At 58.6% G+C, this 14,649-nt stretch carries 14 protein-coding genes; 11 read left to right on the forward strand and 3 right to left on the reverse strand.

From position 1 onward, the window contains the following. Window positions 1-2 precede the first annotated feature (2 nt). Window positions 3-407, reverse strand: coding sequence for a DUF3619 family protein (locus tag ACQ4V8_RS02645; protein ID WP_010399758.1), 405 nt, complete (start codon window positions 405-407; stop codon window positions 3-5). Continuing rightward, window positions 404-973, reverse strand: a complete 570-nt coding sequence (locus ACQ4V8_RS02650) for an RNA polymerase sigma factor (protein WP_010399757.1) — start codon at window positions 971-973, stop codon at window positions 404-406. Before ACQ4V8_RS02650 ends, ACQ4V8_RS02645 begins: the two co-directional genes overlap by 4 nt. Window positions 974-1,468: 495 nt before the next feature. Here ACQ4V8_RS02650 and ACQ4V8_RS02655 point away from each other — a divergent pair, with 495 nt between their 5' ends. The 9 genes from ACQ4V8_RS02655 (at window position 1,469) to ACQ4V8_RS02695 (ending at window position 11,200) form a co-directional block, all read left to right on the forward strand. Next, the gene (locus ACQ4V8_RS02655; protein ID WP_010399755.1) at window positions 1,469-3,199 is read left to right on the forward strand and encodes an acetolactate synthase 3 catalytic subunit; all 1,731 of its coding nucleotides are present in this window, start codon (window positions 1,469-1,471) and stop codon (window positions 3,197-3,199) included. Window positions 3,200-3,201: 2 nt separating this feature from the next. Continuing rightward, window positions 3,202-3,693: an acetolactate synthase small subunit gene (gene ilvN, locus ACQ4V8_RS02660; RefSeq protein ID WP_010399754.1), complete on the forward strand. Its 492-nt coding sequence runs from the start codon at window positions 3,202-3,204 to the stop codon at window positions 3,691-3,693. A gap of 75 nt (window positions 3,694-3,768) precedes the next feature. Then, the gene (gene ilvC, locus ACQ4V8_RS02665; RefSeq protein WP_010399753.1) at window positions 3,769-4,785 is read left to right on the forward strand and encodes a ketol-acid reductoisomerase; all 1,017 of its coding nucleotides are present in this window, start codon (window positions 3,769-3,771) and stop codon (window positions 4,783-4,785) included. Between the two features lie 60 nt (window positions 4,786-4,845). Continuing rightward, window positions 4,846-5,292, forward strand: a complete 447-nt coding sequence (locus ACQ4V8_RS02670; protein ID WP_128089286.1) for a hypothetical protein — start codon at window positions 4,846-4,848, stop codon at window positions 5,290-5,292. A gap of 236 nt (window positions 5,293-5,528) precedes the next feature. Next, the gene (locus ACQ4V8_RS02675) at window positions 5,529-6,755 is read left to right on the forward strand and encodes an MFS transporter (RefSeq protein ID WP_010399751.1); all 1,227 of its coding nucleotides are present in this window, start codon (window positions 5,529-5,531) and stop codon (window positions 6,753-6,755) included. Window positions 6,756-6,984: 229 nt separating this feature from the next. After that, window positions 6,985-7,740 (forward strand): SIMPL domain-containing protein, encoded by a 756-nt coding sequence (locus ACQ4V8_RS02680; protein WP_010399749.1) that lies wholly within the window; start codon window positions 6,985-6,987, stop codon window positions 7,738-7,740. 103 nt (window positions 7,741-7,843) lie between these two features. Continuing rightward, complete coding sequence (locus tag ACQ4V8_RS02685) at window positions 7,844-8,599, forward strand: SIMPL domain-containing protein (RefSeq protein WP_010399748.1); 756 nt, start codon at window positions 7,844-7,846, stop codon at window positions 8,597-8,599. Window positions 8,600-8,755: 156 nt separating this feature from the next. Beyond that, window positions 8,756-9,607 (forward strand): CDP-diacylglycerol--serine O-phosphatidyltransferase, encoded by an 852-nt coding sequence (gene pssA / locus ACQ4V8_RS02690; protein ID WP_029496543.1) that lies wholly within the window; start codon window positions 8,756-8,758, stop codon window positions 9,605-9,607. 48 nt (window positions 9,608-9,655) lie between these two features. Next, window positions 9,656-11,200: a 2-isopropylmalate synthase gene (locus tag ACQ4V8_RS02695; RefSeq protein ID WP_010399745.1), complete on the forward strand. Its 1,545-nt coding sequence runs from the start codon at window positions 9,656-9,658 to the stop codon at window positions 11,198-11,200. Window positions 11,201-11,315: 115 nt separating this feature from the next. Here ACQ4V8_RS02695 and ACQ4V8_RS02700 read toward each other — a convergent pair whose 3' ends face one another. Then, a complete protein-coding gene (locus ACQ4V8_RS02700) occupies window positions 11,316-11,813 on the reverse strand; it encodes a hypothetical protein (RefSeq protein ID WP_436570834.1) in 498 nt (165 codons plus the stop codon). A 185-nt stretch (window positions 11,814-11,998) separates the two neighbouring features. Between ACQ4V8_RS02700 and rpsO the strand changes: the two genes are divergently transcribed. Together rpsO and pnp are read left to right on the forward strand one after the other, a co-directional pair. Then, window positions 11,999-12,268, forward strand: coding sequence for a 30S ribosomal protein S15 (gene rpsO, locus ACQ4V8_RS02705; RefSeq protein ID WP_010399743.1), 270 nt, complete (start codon window positions 11,999-12,001; stop codon window positions 12,266-12,268). A 219-nt stretch (window positions 12,269-12,487) separates the two neighbouring features. Continuing rightward, on the forward strand, window positions 12,488-14,605 hold the full coding sequence (gene pnp, locus ACQ4V8_RS02710; protein ID WP_010399742.1) for a polyribonucleotide nucleotidyltransferase: 2,118 nt from the start codon (window positions 12,488-12,490) through the stop codon (window positions 14,603-14,605). Window positions 14,606-14,649: the final 44 nt, after the last annotated feature.

The following is a 14,649-nucleotide window of genomic DNA, read 5'->3' on the forward strand; positions in this document are numbered from 1 at the left end:
GCTTATTGCTCGCGTTTCGTCAGGTAGGCGTTGAAGCCGTGGTCCATATACGCTGAGAGCGGCAATTCGTCCGACAGCACGGCGGCGTCGATTTCTGCCAGTTCGGCAATATGCTGTTCTTGCTCAAACTGGTAGATCCCGACCAGGCCGCCGACCAGCAGCAGCAGGGGGAGGATGACGCTCATGCGGCCCAGCCACGATAGTGGCTCGACCAACAGGTGGCTGGCGATGCCGGCGAAGACGTCCTTGCGCACGGCGACGGCGGCAGGCGCGTCAGCCTTCTTGCGCGCCAGGGCCAGCTTGCGTGCTGCTGCCAGGCGATCGGTGGCCGAGGCGGGCAGGTCGTCGAGTTTTTCGTTCAGTGCGTGGCGCACTTTGTAAGCGAAATTGAGATCGTCGGTGTTCATAATTGTATTCCCTTGGCTTTCAGCGATTCGGCGAGCGTGTGGGTAGCTCTAGAGCAATGTGTTTTCACGCTACCTTCGGAGCAACCCATCGCTTCCGCTGTTTCAGCCACATCCATATCCTGCCAGTAACGCATGAGGAAGGCTTCGCGTTGACGTGGCGGCAGTTTTTGTACTTCAATATCAATCAAATCAAGGATTTGCGCGCGTTCGACCTGGTCGGCCGACGATTCGGCGGCACTCGAGCCTTGTTCTGATTCATAAGTGTCAAGTATATCAAAATCTTCATGCTCGTCGCCCGAGGACTTCATGCCGGAAAACAGGCTGACCCAGGTGTTGCGTACTTTTTCTCGGCGGAAATAATCAAGGATGGTGTTTTGCAAGATGCGCTGAAATAGCATCGGCAGCTCGGCGGCCGGCTTGTCGCCGTATTTCTCGGCCAGCTTGATCATGGCATCTTGCACGATGTCGAGTGCCGATTCTTCCTTGCGGACCGCGTAGGCGGCCTGCTTGAAAGCGCGCCGCTCGACATTTTCTAGAAAGTCGGATAATTCTTTGTCTGTTGCCATGCGGTGTGGGGATCTTAGCGGCTGCGGGTGCGGTGGGCGAATTGGTGTGGGTATGCTTTTTGCAACCCCCGTGCATGCTAGCAAAAAATGTGCGTTACCGCAGGGTTTTTGCACGTCGCGTCAGCAAAAATGCAGCGGCACTGACATTTTCCTTGACCATCATGGTGCAACGCGATACCGTATGGGACGCTTTGAACACCCCAAAGCCCTATGGTCAAGTCGCGACCGGCACACAAGGCCATCCGCGACAAGACGCGCTTTCATTTGTAGGCAGTTTGTTCTAACCCGCGCCACAAGCGCGAGCGGTTCGCACAGGCGCCACAGAAGCTCCGGCCAAACGAGTTGCGTTAAGCGTTGTTTTGTAAGGTATCTATGGGTGCCCAAAGAGATGGCGTGACCGCATGAAAAGGGAAGCAGGAGCACTGTCGCGTTAGGCGTACTTCGTCAGGAAAGAACATCCGATCAATCTCCAATGGACCTTGAAAGGAATGTTTCATGAATACCGAAGCACCAGCAGGACCGATCACCGGCGCAGAAATTGTCGTGCGCTGTCTGGCTGAAGAGGGCGTCGAGCACGTCTTTGGATACCCGGGCGGAGCCGTACTGTACATCTACGACGCCATCTTCCAGCAAAATAAATTTCAGCATATTCTGGTACGCCACGAGCAGGCCGCGATTCACGCCGCCGATGCCTATTCGCGCAGCTCGAACAAAGTCGGTGTCGCCCTCGTCACGTCCGGTCCGGGCGTCACGAATGCCGTCACAGGCCTGTCGACCGCCTATATGGACTCGATTCCCATGGTCGTGATCTCCGGCCAGGTGCCGAGCTACGCCATCGGCCAGGATGCGTTCCAGGAATGCGACACGGTCGGCATCACGCGTCCCGTGGTCAAGCACAACTTCCTCGTCAAGGATGTCAAGGACTTGGCGGAAACGATCAAGAAAGCCTTTTTCATCGCCCGCACCGGGCGTCCGGGACCCGTGCTGGTCGATATCCCCAAGGATATCAGCATGCATAAATGCCATTTCGAGTATCCGAAGGAAGTCGAAATGCGTTCTTACCGTCCCGTCGACAAGGGTCACTCGGGCCAGATCCGCAAGGCCGTGCAGCTGTTGCTGCAAGCCGAACGCCCGATGATCTATGCGGGTGGCGGCGTGATCCTGGCGAATGCTTCTCCCGAGCTTAACAAGCTGGTCGATCGCCTGGGTTTCCCGTGCACCAACACCTTGATGGGTCTGGGCGGCTACCGCGCATCGAGCGATCAGTATGTCGGCATGCTCGGCATGCACGGCACCTACGAAGCGAACATGGCGATGCAGAACTGTGACGTCCTGATCGCCATCGGCGCCCGCTTCGATGACCGCGTGATTGGCAACCCGAAACATTTCGCCTCGAATCCGCGCAAGATCATCCACGTGGACATCGATCCATCGTCGATTTCCAAGCGCGTCAAGGTCGATATCCCCATCGTCGGCAACGTCAAGGATGTGCTGATCGAATTCCTGGCACAGCTCGACGCGGCCGAAGCCAAGCCGAACGTCAATGCACTGAGTAACTGGTGGAAGCAGATCACCGAATGGCGTGGCCGCGAATGCTTGAAATACCCGAGCTCCGACCTGGTCATCAAGCCACAATCAGTGGTGGAAAAAGTTTTCCAGATCACCAAGGGGGACGCCTTCATTACCTCCGACGTGGGCCAGCACCAGATGTGGGCGGCGCAATATTATGGCTTCGACAAGCCGCGTCGCTGGATCAATTCCGGTGGCTTGGGCACCATGGGTGTCGGCTTGCCGTACGCCATGGGCGTGCAGATGGCCAATCCGGACGCCACCGTCGCCTGCATTACCGGCGAAGGCTCGATCCAGATGTGCATCCAGGAACTGGCCACGTGCAAGCAGTACCACCTGACGCCGAAGATCATCATGCTCAACAACCGTTTCCTCGGCATGGTGCGCCAGTGGCAGGAAATCGACTACGGTTCGCGCTATTCCGAGTCCTACATGGATTCGCTGCCCGACTTCGAAAGGCTGGCTGAAGCCTATGGTCACGTGGGCATGAAAATTGAAAAACCGGGCGACGTTGACGGCGCCCTGAAGGAAGCGTTTGGCATGAAAGACAGGCTGGTATTCATGAACTTCATTACTGACCAGTCCGAAAACGTATGGCCGATGGTGAAAGCCGGCAAGGGCCTGTCCGAAATGATGCTTGGCTCGGAGGATCTGTAATCATGCGCCATATTATTTCTGTTTTGCTGGAAAATGAAGCGGGCGCCCTGTCGCGCGTGGTGGGCCTGTTCTCGGCGCGCGGCTACAACATCGAAACCTTGACGGTGGCGCCGACGGAAGACTCGACCTTGTCGCGCATGACCATCGTCACCAGCGGCTCGGACGACATCATCGAGCAGATCACCAAGCACTTGAACCGCCTGATCGAGGTAGTCAAGGTGGTCGACCTGACCGAAGGCCAGCATATCGAACGCGAGTTGATGCTGATCAAGGTGCGTGCCGTGGGCAAGGAGCGCGAGGAAATGAAGCGCACCGCCGATATCTTCCGTGGCCGCATCATTGATGTCACCGAAAAGACATACACGATCGAACTGACTGGCAACAAGGTCAAATTGGACGCGTTCATCGATTCGATCGACCGCGCCGCCATCCTGGAAACCGTCCGCACCGGTGGTTCCGGCATTGGCCGCGGCGAACGCATCCTCAAAGTCTAAAAGTACATAGCAGCACTACGCGGCCCTGGCGCCGCTTTTAAAATAACAACGCATCATCAAATGATAGGAAATACCATGAAAGTTTTTTACGACAAAGACGCTGACATCTCCTTGATCAAAGGCAAGAACGTCGCCATCATCGGCTACGGTTCGCAAGGCCACGCGCACGCACAAAACCTCAACGATTCGGGCGTCAACGTCACCGTCGGCCTGCGCAAGGGCGGCGCTTCGTGGACCAAGGTTGAGCAAGCTGGCTTGAAAGTGGCGGAAGTCAACGACGCCGTGAAAGCGGCCGACGTCATCATGATCTTGCTGCCAGATGAAAACATCGCCCAGGTCTACAACGAAAACATTGCGCCGTTCGCCAAGCAAGGCGCCGTCCTGGCCTTCGCCCACGGCTTCAACGTGCATTACGGTCAAGTCGTGCCACGCGCCGACCTCGATGTCATCATGGTCGCGCCGAAAGCCCCGGGCCACACTGTGCGCGCTACCTACACCCAGGGTGGCGGCGTGCCCCACCTGATCGCCGTGTACCAGGATAAATCGGGCATCGCGCGCGACATCGCCCTGTCCTACGCCTCGGCCAACGGCGGCGGCCGTGCCGGTATCATCGAAACGAATTTCCGTGAAGAAACCGAAACCGATTTGTTCGGCGAGCAAGCAGTGCTGTGCGGCGGCGCCGTGGAACTGATCAAGGCGGGCTTTGAAACCCTGACGGAAGCGGGCTACGCGCCTGAAATGGCGTACTTCGAGTGCTTGCACGAATTGAAGCTGATCGTCGACCTGATCTATGAAGGCGGCATCGCCAACATGAATTACTCGATCTCGAACAACGCCGAATACGGCGAATACGTGACCGGTCCTAAAGTCGTGACCTCGGCTACCAAGGATGCGATGCGTCAATGCCTGAAAGACATTCAAACGGGCGAGTATGCGAAGAGCTTCATCCTGGAAAACAAGGCCGGCGCACCGACCTTGATCTCGCGCCGCCGCCTGACGTCCGAGCACCCGATCGAAGAAGTGGGCGCGAAACTGCGCGCCATGATGCCTTGGATCGCCAAGAACAAGATGGTCGACCAGTCGAAGAACTAAGCAGTCATCATTGTTCCGATAAAGCCGGCGCAAGCCGGCTTTTTTGCGTTTGAGTCCATCATGGCGGCATCTGCGGGTATTGACATATTTTTTGTTATTATTGCCTCCCATAATGTTTTTAAGGTCAGTAGCGTGAATGTCGTCAATGTCTTGCGTCGCCGTCCCATTTCCCTTGGTGTCATTACCTTCCTTATGTTGTGGGCTTGCGTGCTTGCGGCGCTTGAATTGCTGGCGCAGGGTGCGTTAGCGACAGCGCTGCACTACACGACGCTGTGCGGCATGATCGTCAATCTGGTGGCAGCGGTTGCCATGCTCAAGCGATGCAACTGGGGCCGGTTGCTGTATGTGGGCTGGAATCTGGCCGCTGGCGGCATCGGTTTGGCCACCGCAGCGGACAAAGTGGCGTTGCTGCCAGGCTTGGCGGCGTTTGCCGTTCTTGCATTCTTTCTGTTTCGTCCCAACGTCAATACCTATTTCCGTAGCTTAAATGCGGCGAACGATGCCTGAGTCCGCATGCCGGCCATGGCTGTCGGCGCGGTACATGCGAGTCAGGTCCGGCAGCTAAGCTGGGCTTTCTCTCGTGCACACGTTTTTCACTTCCCTCCTATATAATTCCAAGCTTCCTTTGCAGTTTCCTCTGGACTGCATCTGTTTCGGTATCTGCCGACCGCAACGCGCACCATCGCTATCGTACTGTGCCAGGCGCTCGTTTCTTAGCCGCTTGCGCAAGCTGAAGGACCCTCATGACTGACCGTATCACCGCTACGGCGCCCTCGCAGGCTGCTGTTGATTCTTCCATTCCTATCCTGGCCTTGCTGGCCCTGGCCATGACGGCGTTTCTTGCCCTCCTGTCGGAAACCTTGCCAGCGGGCTTGTTGCCGCAGATCGCCCAGAGCCTCGGTATTTCCGAAGTCATGACGGGCCAGCTCGTCACCGTGTACGCCATCGGCTCCATCCTGACGGCCATACCCTTGACGGCGCTCACCAGCACTTGGCGCCGACGCAATGTATTGTTGCTGGCCATCATAGGTTTCTTGATTTTCAATACGGCGACAGCCCTCTCGCCCAACTACATGGTCGCCCTGATCTCGCGCTTCGTGACGGGCATGGCTGCCGGGCTGGCCTGGGGCTTGATGGCCGGCTATGCGCGCCGCATGGTGCGTGTCGAGCAGCAGGGCAGGGCGATGGCGATTGCCATGATCGGCACGCCACTGGCCCTGTCGCTGGGCGTGCCGCTGGGTACCTTGATGGGCGGTGTGCTGGGCTGGCGCAGCATCTTTGGCATCATGTCCGGCCTGGCCGTGGTGCTGGTCGCGTGGGTCTTGCTGGCCGTGCCCGATTATCCGGGTCAAAAGAATGGCGAACGCCTGTCGATACGCCAGGTGTTCATGACGCCAGGCGTGCGGCCGATCTTGGCGGTGATCGTCGCCTGGATGCTGGCGCACAATATTTTATATACGTATATCGCACCCTTCCTGGCGCCCTCGGGCTTGCGCCCCCGCGTCGACCTGGTGCTGCTCGTGTATGGCGTGGGCTCGCTGGCCGGCATCTGGTTGGTCAGCCGGCTCATAGACCGCTGGCTGCGCCCGCTTGTGCTGGGCTGCATCGCCGCTTTTGCCCTGCTGGTGGTGTTACTGGGCCTGGCGATGGATGCGCCGGCCGTCATCTATGGCAGCATGGCCATCTGGGGCGTCACCTTCGGCGGCGCCGGGACTTTGCTGCAGACCGCGTCGGCCGATGCCGCTGGCGAGGGCATGGATGTGGCACAGGCGATGGTGGCAACCATCTGGAACGTGGCCATCGCGGGCGGCGGCCTGGCCGGCGGTATGTTGCTTGATGGCTATGGTGTCGCCTCGTTCCCGTGGGCCATGCTGGCCTTGCTACTGGCGGCGCTGGCCATCGCCTGGCGCGCACACCGCTACAGTTTCAAGCCGGGCCGGCGCAGTGGCGGCGCGGTGGCCGGTCATTGAGCACAACGTTGTTTTGAATAACAGCGTATTGAAATGTGAGCAGATGTGACTGGCAGGCGCGTTTTGTGACGATTTGTTAATTTGCGCCACAGGAATGCGTGAGGCGTTAGAATCTACACAGTTTGACAAGTTTTTCAAGCGAATGCGGCGTGCAGCTGAGCACAGTGCACTGCCGCATTCCTTCTTGTCAGTCACTCAGTCAGTCATCCATTAACCACCGAGGAGTTCCATGAGCGTGATGAAAATCGTCCTTGTTGCCGCCGCAGCCAGCGCTGCCCTGAGCGCACAAGCACAATCCCTGCCCACCAGCGGCACCCTGGTAGTGGTCCCCGCATTTGGCGAAGTCAAGCATGCCAATGACCAGGTCGTTGCCACCCTGGCCATCGAAGAGCAGGATAAGGACAAGGCTGCCGCCGCGTCGCGCGTCAACCAGAAGATGAACAAGGGTATTGCCATCGTCAAGCAGGCCGACGCGTCGGCGGCGCTGAAATCGTATGGCTACTACACCTATCCCGTGTACCCGGAAGAGCGTCCATTGCCAGCCGGCGCTGTCGCCAAACCCCGCCAGCCAACGGCTTGGCGAGTCGGCCAGTATCTGGAAATGACGACGGCCAATCTGGCGACCTTGCCGAAAACCATCTCGGCGGCGCAAGGCGTGTTGACCTTGAATGGCTTGAATTTCGGCTTGAAGCCGGAAACCATCCGCCTGCTCGATGACCAGCGCATCGCCGCTACCTATAAAAACCTCAATGAGCGCGTGGCCGCCATCGCCAAGGCCATGGGCCGCAACGTTTCCGATGCCGTACTCGATACGGTTGACTTTGAAGGTTCTGGCAACTACGCCAATGAAAGCCGTGCTGCCGCCGCACCGATGATGATGCGCGGCGCCAAGATGGCCGAAGACAGCGTCGTTGCCGAACCGAGCTTCGAGCCGGGCGAAACCACGCTCGACATGCGTGTCGTTGGCAAGGTCAAGTTCAAGTAAGCGCGCCAGCGTGGAGAGGTTTTTGCATTAGCCTGTTTTAAAGCGCGCATGGGGCTGTTGGCCCCATGCGCGTTTTCACCCCATCATTTTTCAGGAGAACTCCATGAGCTTCATGAAAGCGATGCTGGCCGCCGCTGCTTGCTGCCTTGCCCTGAGCGCGCACGCCCAGACCTTGGTCACCACGGGCAGCCTCGTGGTGGTGCCCGCGAACGGCGAAGTGGTGCATGCGAACGACCAGGCGAGCATCACCCTGGCCATCGAAGAGCGGGACCAGGACAAGGCCGCCGCTGCCTCGCGCGTGAATCAAAAGATGAACGATGGCGCGGCCCTCGTCAAGAAGGCCGATCCGCAAGCCGTACTGAAAACCCAGGGCTACTACACGTATGCCGTGTATCCGGAGGCGGCGCCCTTGCCGCCCGGCAGCGTCGCCAAGCCGCGCGTACCCGCGGGCTGGAGAGTGGGCCAGTACCTGCAGGTGACGACCACCAATTTGGCAGCCTTGCCGAAAACGGTTGCCGCAGCGCAGGGCGTGCTAAGCCTGAACCGTTTGCATTTTGGCTTGGCACCGGCCACCATCGGCAAGCTCGACGAGCAGCGCATCGCCGCCGCCTACAAGAACCTCAATGAGCGCGTGGCCGCCATCGCTGCCGCCATGGGCCGCAATGTCAGTGAGGCAGTGATCGACAGCATCGATTTCGAAGGCTCCGGCCACTATGCGCAGCGCCCCAATCTGGCCGCTGCACGCGCCATGCGTGCCGACGCCGGCGCTCATGCCGGCAAGCAGGTGGCCGAGCCGAGCTTCGAGGCCGGCGAAACAACGCTGAACATGGGTCTGGTGGCGAAGATACGCTTCAAATAGAGCTTGAATCGGGGTCAATATTGTCAGCTTGACGCCGCCGCGCTTTTCTTTGGCGGCGGCTCCTCTATAATGGCAACATCGGCAGGCGCATGCCGCAAGACGAATGCGCCTGCCATCTGGCACAGAATCCCCGCAGTACACAAGATATGGAACAACATGGCAAACTTCCCCCGTCGTAGAGGCAAGAACGGCACTCCCGCAGTCTCCAAAGCTTCCCGCTTCAGCAAATTCGTGCGCCAGCCGGTGAGCGACGGCACTGGCAAGAAAACCTTGCGCCGCCGCGGCATTTATCTGTTGCCCAATGCCTTCACGACGGCAGCCTTGTTTTGCGGCTTCTACGCCATCGTCATGGCCATGAACCAGAAATTTGAACATGCGGCCTGGGCCATCTTCATCGCCATGGTCCTTGACGGCCTCGACGGTCGCATCGCGCGCCTGACCAATACGCAGAGCGAATTTGGCGCCCAGTACGACAGCCTGTCCGACATGGTGTCCTTTGGCGCCGCGCCGGCGCTGGTGATCTATGAATGGTCGCTGCGCGGCATGGGTAAGCTGGGCTGGCTGGCCGCCTTCGTGTATTGCGCCGGTGCAGCCCTGCGCCTGGCGCGCTTTAATACCAACATCGCCGTAGTCGACAAGCGCTTCTTCCAGGGCTTGCCCAGCCCGGCGGCTGCGGCCATGGTGGCGGGCTTCATCTTGCTGATGAACGACTTGGAGTTTGCTGGCAACCAGCTGGCCTGGGTATCGTGGGCGATCGCCCTGTTCTCTGGCCTGACTATGGTCACGAATGTGCCGTTCTACAGTTTTAAGGATGTCAATTTCCGCAAGTCCGTGCCCTTTATCGTAGTATTTTTGCTGGCACTGTTCTTTGCGCTTATTTCCATCGACCCGCCGAAAGTGCTGTTCCCGATTTTCATCGCCTATGGCCTGTCCGGTTACGCCGTGTTTTTCTGGCGCATGGCGAAGGGCAAGCCCGTCAGCATCATCCAGACCGAGCCAGAGCATTGATGCGCTGAGTCGGTAGCGTCGCCAGTCTTCAGTCAGCCAGGAGCAGCCATGAGCACCAGCAATCGACTCATCATTTTTGACACCACCTTGCGCGACGGCGAGCAATCGCCGGGCGCTTCCATGACGCGCGAAGAAAAGTTGCGCATCGCCAAGCAGCTCGAGCGCATGAAGGTCGACGTGATCGAAGCGGGCTTCGCCGCTGCTTCGCAGGGCGATTTTGAGTCGATACGGGCGATTGCCGGCGCCGTGCGCGAGTCCACCATCTGCTCGCTGTCGCGCGCCAATGAGCGCGACATCGCCCGCGCCGCCGAAGCGCTGGCACCAGCCGAGCGCAAGCGCATACACACCTTTATCGCCACTTCGCCGCTGCACATGCAGATGAAGCTGCGCATGACGCCCGAAGAAGTCTTGCTGCAGGCGCGCAATGCCGTGCGCTACGCGCGCCAGTTCACCGATGACATTGAATTTAGCCCCGAAGACGGCAGCCGCTCCGACGAGGATTTTTTGTGCCGCGTGCTCGAAGCGGTGATCGCCGAGGGCGCCACCACCATCAATTTCCCCGACACGGTCGGTTACGCCGTGCCTGAAATCTTCGGCAATACCATCAAGCGCTTGCGCGAACGCATACCGAATTCCGATCAAGCCATCTGGTCTGTTCATTGTCATAACGACCTCGGCCTGGCTGTGGCCAATTCGCTGGCCGGCGTCATGATAGGCGGCGCGCGGCAGATCGAATGCACGATCAATGGCCTCGGTGAGCGCGCCGGCAACACGGCGCTGGAAGAAGTGGTGATGGCGCTGCGCACGCGGGCCGATTATTACAATTTGACGGTAGGCATAGATACGACGCAGATCGTGGCAGCCTCGAAAATGGTGTCGCAGATTACAGGTTTTGCCGTCCAGCCGAACAAGGCGGTGGTGGGGGCGAATGCCTTTGCGCACGCGTCCGGCATCCACCAGGATGGCATATTAAAAGCGCGCGAGACGTATGAAATCATGCGCGCCGAAGACGTGGGCTGGACCGCCAACAAGATCGTGCTGGGAAAACTGTCGGGCCGCAATGCCTTCAAGCAGCGGCTGCACGAACTGGGCATCGCGCTCGAATCCGAGGCCGAAGTGAACGCGGCCTTCCTGCGCTTCAAGGAGTTGGCCGACCGCAAATCCGAGATTTTCGACGAAGATATCATGGCCCTCGTCAGCGAAGAGCAGCAGTCGCAAGGCAGTGAGCACTACCGTTTCATTGCGCTGACACAGCAATCGACGACAGGCTCCGTGCCCCATGCGCGCGTGGAGTTTCTCGTCGGTGGCAAACAATTGCGTTGTGAAGGACAGGGCGACGGTCCCGTCGATGCCGCCGTCAATGCCATCGAAAGCGCCGCTGCCAGTGGGGCGGAGCTGGTCTTGTTCTCCGTCAATGCGATCAGCACGGGCACGCAGTCGCAGGGCGAAGTGACGATGCGCCTGTCGCGTGACGGGCGCATCGTCAACGGCGTGGGCTTTGATTCGGATATCGTCGTCGCCTCGGCCAAGGCCTACCTGGCGGCACTGAACAAGCTGCATGCGAAGGATGAGCGTATCGACCCGCAGCCGTAGGTCGGGGTCAGACCCGTCGGGGGAATGCGGCCCAATGGGGCGCATTTCGATTCCGCAAGAACTGACCCCATAATTTGCATTTGGGATAGGCGCTAGTGTTGATGCAAGACGCTCGTCACCATAAAAACCGCCGTTCTTCCTTGTCCGGATCGGGGCCGTTCAGCGTCATGCGCACGATGCCGTCGCGGTCGAAGTGCACGTGCATCATGGAATCCCACACGCCCGATTCCTTGTAGCGGTAAGACCAGACGACTAATTTCGGGATCGATAGATAGGATTTTTCCGTTGGGCGGCCCAGCAGGTGCAGCACGTCTTGCTGCTTCGATACGCCTACCTTGACGCGGGCAAAGCCGGGCGTGTCGAGCACTTGCTCGTAGGAAATGAGCTTGTCGTCGGGGCCAAAGCGGGCCATATAGGTGTACTGGCCGTAGGGCCCCGTGGCATATTCGAGTTCCAGCCCACTGTGCAACTGGTAAATGCTGCTCGGTCTGCCCAGGCGCGCTTCCACGGCGGCGCGCGGTTCGCCCACTTGCGGCGGCGGGGCGCCCAGGCTGGCGCAGCCCGCCAGCAGGGCAAGCAGTAGCGGTGTTGTAAATTTGAATATGGTTTTCAAGTTTGTGCTCCTCAAATGCAGGAAAATCTGATCATGCGCCGAGAAAAGCCCGCACTGCAGGATACAGGCGGGCTTTTTTCCGATATACTTGCGCGTCTGGTTGTAAGCATAGACCAGTATTTTAATAATCGTAGTTCACGGTGGATAGGGTTCAGACTCTGTGCACCGCATGTGAAAGGTTTATCATGACAGTAGAAAACATCAACAAAGCCGCTATCATCGCGGACAACGCACGTGGTCAAAACGACACCGGCTCCCCTGAAGTGCAAGTTGCACTGCTGACAGCTCGCATCAACGAACTGAACGGCCACTTCAAAGCCCACTCGAAAGATCACCACTCCCGCCGCGGCCTGATCATGATGGTCAACCGTCGTAAGAGCCTGTTGTCCTACCTGAAGGCTAAAGACGCTACCCGTTATCGCGACCTGATCGCTAAACTTGGTCTGCGCAAGTAATTTTTGCCGTACAAGGTTTATACAGAAATGCCTGCGCCAGTTCGCTGACGCGGGCATTTTTTCATTTGAATTCCGGATTTATGTCGGTAAGTGCAGTACTGTGTATCGATATCATGCTGTAAAAGTAAGGTAGTAAAGGCGGCAACTTTTTTTCGCCGCCTGTGGTGAGGTGAACGACAGCCCCTGAAAATCTGTCGGCAATTAGAAAAGGGATACCCCATGTTTAACAAAGTTACGAAAACCTTCCAGTACGGTCAACACCAAGTGACCCTGGAAACCGGCGAAATCGCGCGTCAGGCATCCGGCGCAGTGCTGGTGTCGATCGAAGATACCGTCGTTCTGGCAACGGTGGTGGCACGCAAAGATGCCAAGCCAGGCCAGGATTTCTTCCCTTTGACGGTTGATTATGTTGAGAAAACCTATGCTGCCGGTAAAATCCCGGGCGGTTTTTTCAAGCGCGAAGGCCGTCCTTCCGAAAAAGAAACACTGACATCGCGTCTGATCGATCGTCCTATCCGTCCCTTGTTCCCGGAAGGCTACCTGAATGAAGTGCAAGTCATCATTCACGTGCTGTCGGTCAACCCGGAAATCGATCCAGATATCGCCGCCATGATAGGCGCATCGGCTGCTCTGTGCGTATCGGGCGTGCCTTTCAACGGCCCTATCGGCGCTGCGCGCGTCGGTTACGCGAATGGCCAGTACATCCTGAACCCAACCGTTCAGCAACTGAAAACGTCGGAAATGGACCTGGTTGTCGCCGGTACCGAAACGGCCGTGCTGATGGTCGAATCGGAAGCGAAACAGCTGTCCGAAGAAATCATGCTGGGCGCCGTGGTCTTCGGCCACGACCAGATGAAAGTCGTCATCGACGCGATTCACGACCTGGTGCGTGACGGCGGCAAGCCGGAAGTGGAATGGGCGCCAGCGCCGAAAAACGAAGCACTGATCGCCCGCGTCGCGCATTTTGCCAACGCCAAGATCAATGATGCGTATCAAACCAAGGACAAGCAAGAGCGTACGGCCAAGCTGAAAGCGGCGACGTCGGAAGTGATCGCCGACCTGTCGGCGGAAGCGGCTGCTGCCGGTGGCGCGTCCATCGACAGCGCCGAAGTGAACAACATCCTGTTCGACATCGAAGCGAAAATCGTGCGTACGCAAATCCTCGACGGCGAGCCACGCATCGACGGCCGCGACACGCGCACCGTGCGTCCGATCTCGATTCGCACCAGCGTGCTGCCACGCACCCACGGTTCGGCCCTGTTCACGCGCGGCGAAACGCAAGCGCTGGTCGTCGCTACCCTGGGCACCGCCCGCGACAGCCAGAAAATCGATGCACTGATGGGCGAGTTCACCGATTCGTTCATGCTCCATTACAACATGCCTCCATTCGCCACCGGCGAAACGGGCCGCGTCGGTACGCCTAAGCGCCGCGAAATCGGTCACGGCCGCCTGGCCAAGCGCGCGCTGATCGCCGCCCTGCCAGCAGCGGAAGAGTTCAGCTACTCGGTACGCCTGGTGTCGGAAATCACGGAATCGAACGGTTCCTCGTCGATGGCATCGGTCTGCGGCGGCTGCCTGGCACTGATGGACGCCGGTGTCCCGATGAAAGAACACGTGGCCGGTATCGCCATGGGCTTGATCAAGGAAGGCGGCAAGTTTGCCGTGCTGTCCGATATCCTGGGCGACGAAGATCACTTGGGCGACATGGACTTCAAGGTAGCCGGTACCCGCAACGGTATCACGGCGCTGCAGATGGACATCAAGATCATGGGCATCACCAAGGAAATCATGCAAGTGGCACTGGCGCAAGCCAAGGAAGGCCGCGAGCACATCCTGGGCGAAATGCAAAAAGCCATGCCGCACGTCAAAACCGAACTGTCCGATTTCGCACCGCGTTTGATCACCATCAAGATCAACCCGGAAAAAATCCGTGACGTGATCGGCAAGGGCGGCGCCGTGATTCGCGCGCTGACCGAAGAGACGGGCACCCAGATCGACATCAGCGACGAAGGCGTGGTCACCATCGCTTCCGTGGACGCTGCTGCCGGCCAGGAAGCCAAGCGCCGCATCGAAGAGCTGACCGCTTCCGTTGAAGTGGGCAAGACCTACGAAGGGACCGTGCTGAAACTGCTGGACTTCGGCGCCATCGTGCAAGTCATGCCAGGCAAGGACGGCTTGCTGCACATCTCGCAGATCGCCAATGAGCGTGTCAACGCCGTGGCCGACTACCTGAAAGAAGGTCAGCTGGTACGCGTCAAAGTGCTGGAAACGGACGACCGTGGCCGTTTGAAGCTGTCGATGAAAGCTGCTGAAGGCAACGAAGCGCCAGCCGCTTAAGTTCGTTTCAGTTCGCCAGACCGCGGCTTTGGCCGCAGTCTCAA

It is taken from the genome of Janthinobacterium paucivorans (assembly GCF_051380805.1).
GTDB lineage: Bacteria > Pseudomonadota > Gammaproteobacteria > Burkholderiales > Burkholderiaceae_D > Janthinobacterium > Janthinobacterium lividum_D.

Excerpts from the sequence above, each read along its gene's own strand:
- pnp (WP_010399742.1), top strand. The coding sequence starts at position 12,488 with ATGTTTAACAAAGTTACGAAAACCTTCCAGTACGGTCAACACCAAGTG.
- ACQ4V8_RS02655 (WP_010399755.1), top strand. The coding sequence starts at position 1,469 with ATGAATACCGAAGCACCAGCAGGACCGATCACCGGCGCAGAAATTGTC.
- ACQ4V8_RS02650 (WP_010399757.1), bottom strand. The coding sequence starts at position 973 with ATGGCAACAGACAAAGAATTATCCGACTTTCTAGAAAATGTCGAGCGG.
- ilvC (WP_010399753.1), top strand. The coding sequence starts at position 3,769 with ATGAAAGTTTTTTACGACAAAGACGCTGACATCTCCTTGATCAAAGGC.
- ACQ4V8_RS02675 (WP_010399751.1), top strand. The coding sequence starts at position 5,529 with ATGACTGACCGTATCACCGCTACGGCGCCCTCGCAGGCTGCTGTTGAT.
- pssA (WP_029496543.1), top strand. The coding sequence starts at position 8,756 with ATGGCAAACTTCCCCCGTCGTAGAGGCAAGAACGGCACTCCCGCAGTC.
- ACQ4V8_RS02695 (WP_010399745.1), top strand. The coding sequence starts at position 9,656 with ATGAGCACCAGCAATCGACTCATCATTTTTGACACCACCTTGCGCGAC.
- ilvN (WP_010399754.1), top strand. The coding sequence starts at position 3,202 with ATGCGCCATATTATTTCTGTTTTGCTGGAAAATGAAGCGGGCGCCCTG.
- ACQ4V8_RS02645 (WP_010399758.1), bottom strand. The coding sequence starts at position 407 with ATGAACACCGACGATCTCAATTTCGCTTACAAAGTGCGCCACGCACTG.
- ACQ4V8_RS02670 (WP_128089286.1), top strand. The coding sequence starts at position 4,846 with ATGGCGGCATCTGCGGGTATTGACATATTTTTTGTTATTATTGCCTCC.
- ACQ4V8_RS02685 (WP_010399748.1), top strand. The coding sequence starts at position 7,844 with ATGAGCTTCATGAAAGCGATGCTGGCCGCCGCTGCTTGCTGCCTTGCC.
- ACQ4V8_RS02680 (WP_010399749.1), top strand. The coding sequence starts at position 6,985 with ATGAGCGTGATGAAAATCGTCCTTGTTGCCGCCGCAGCCAGCGCTGCC.
- rpsO (WP_010399743.1), top strand. The coding sequence starts at position 11,999 with ATGACAGTAGAAAACATCAACAAAGCCGCTATCATCGCGGACAACGCA.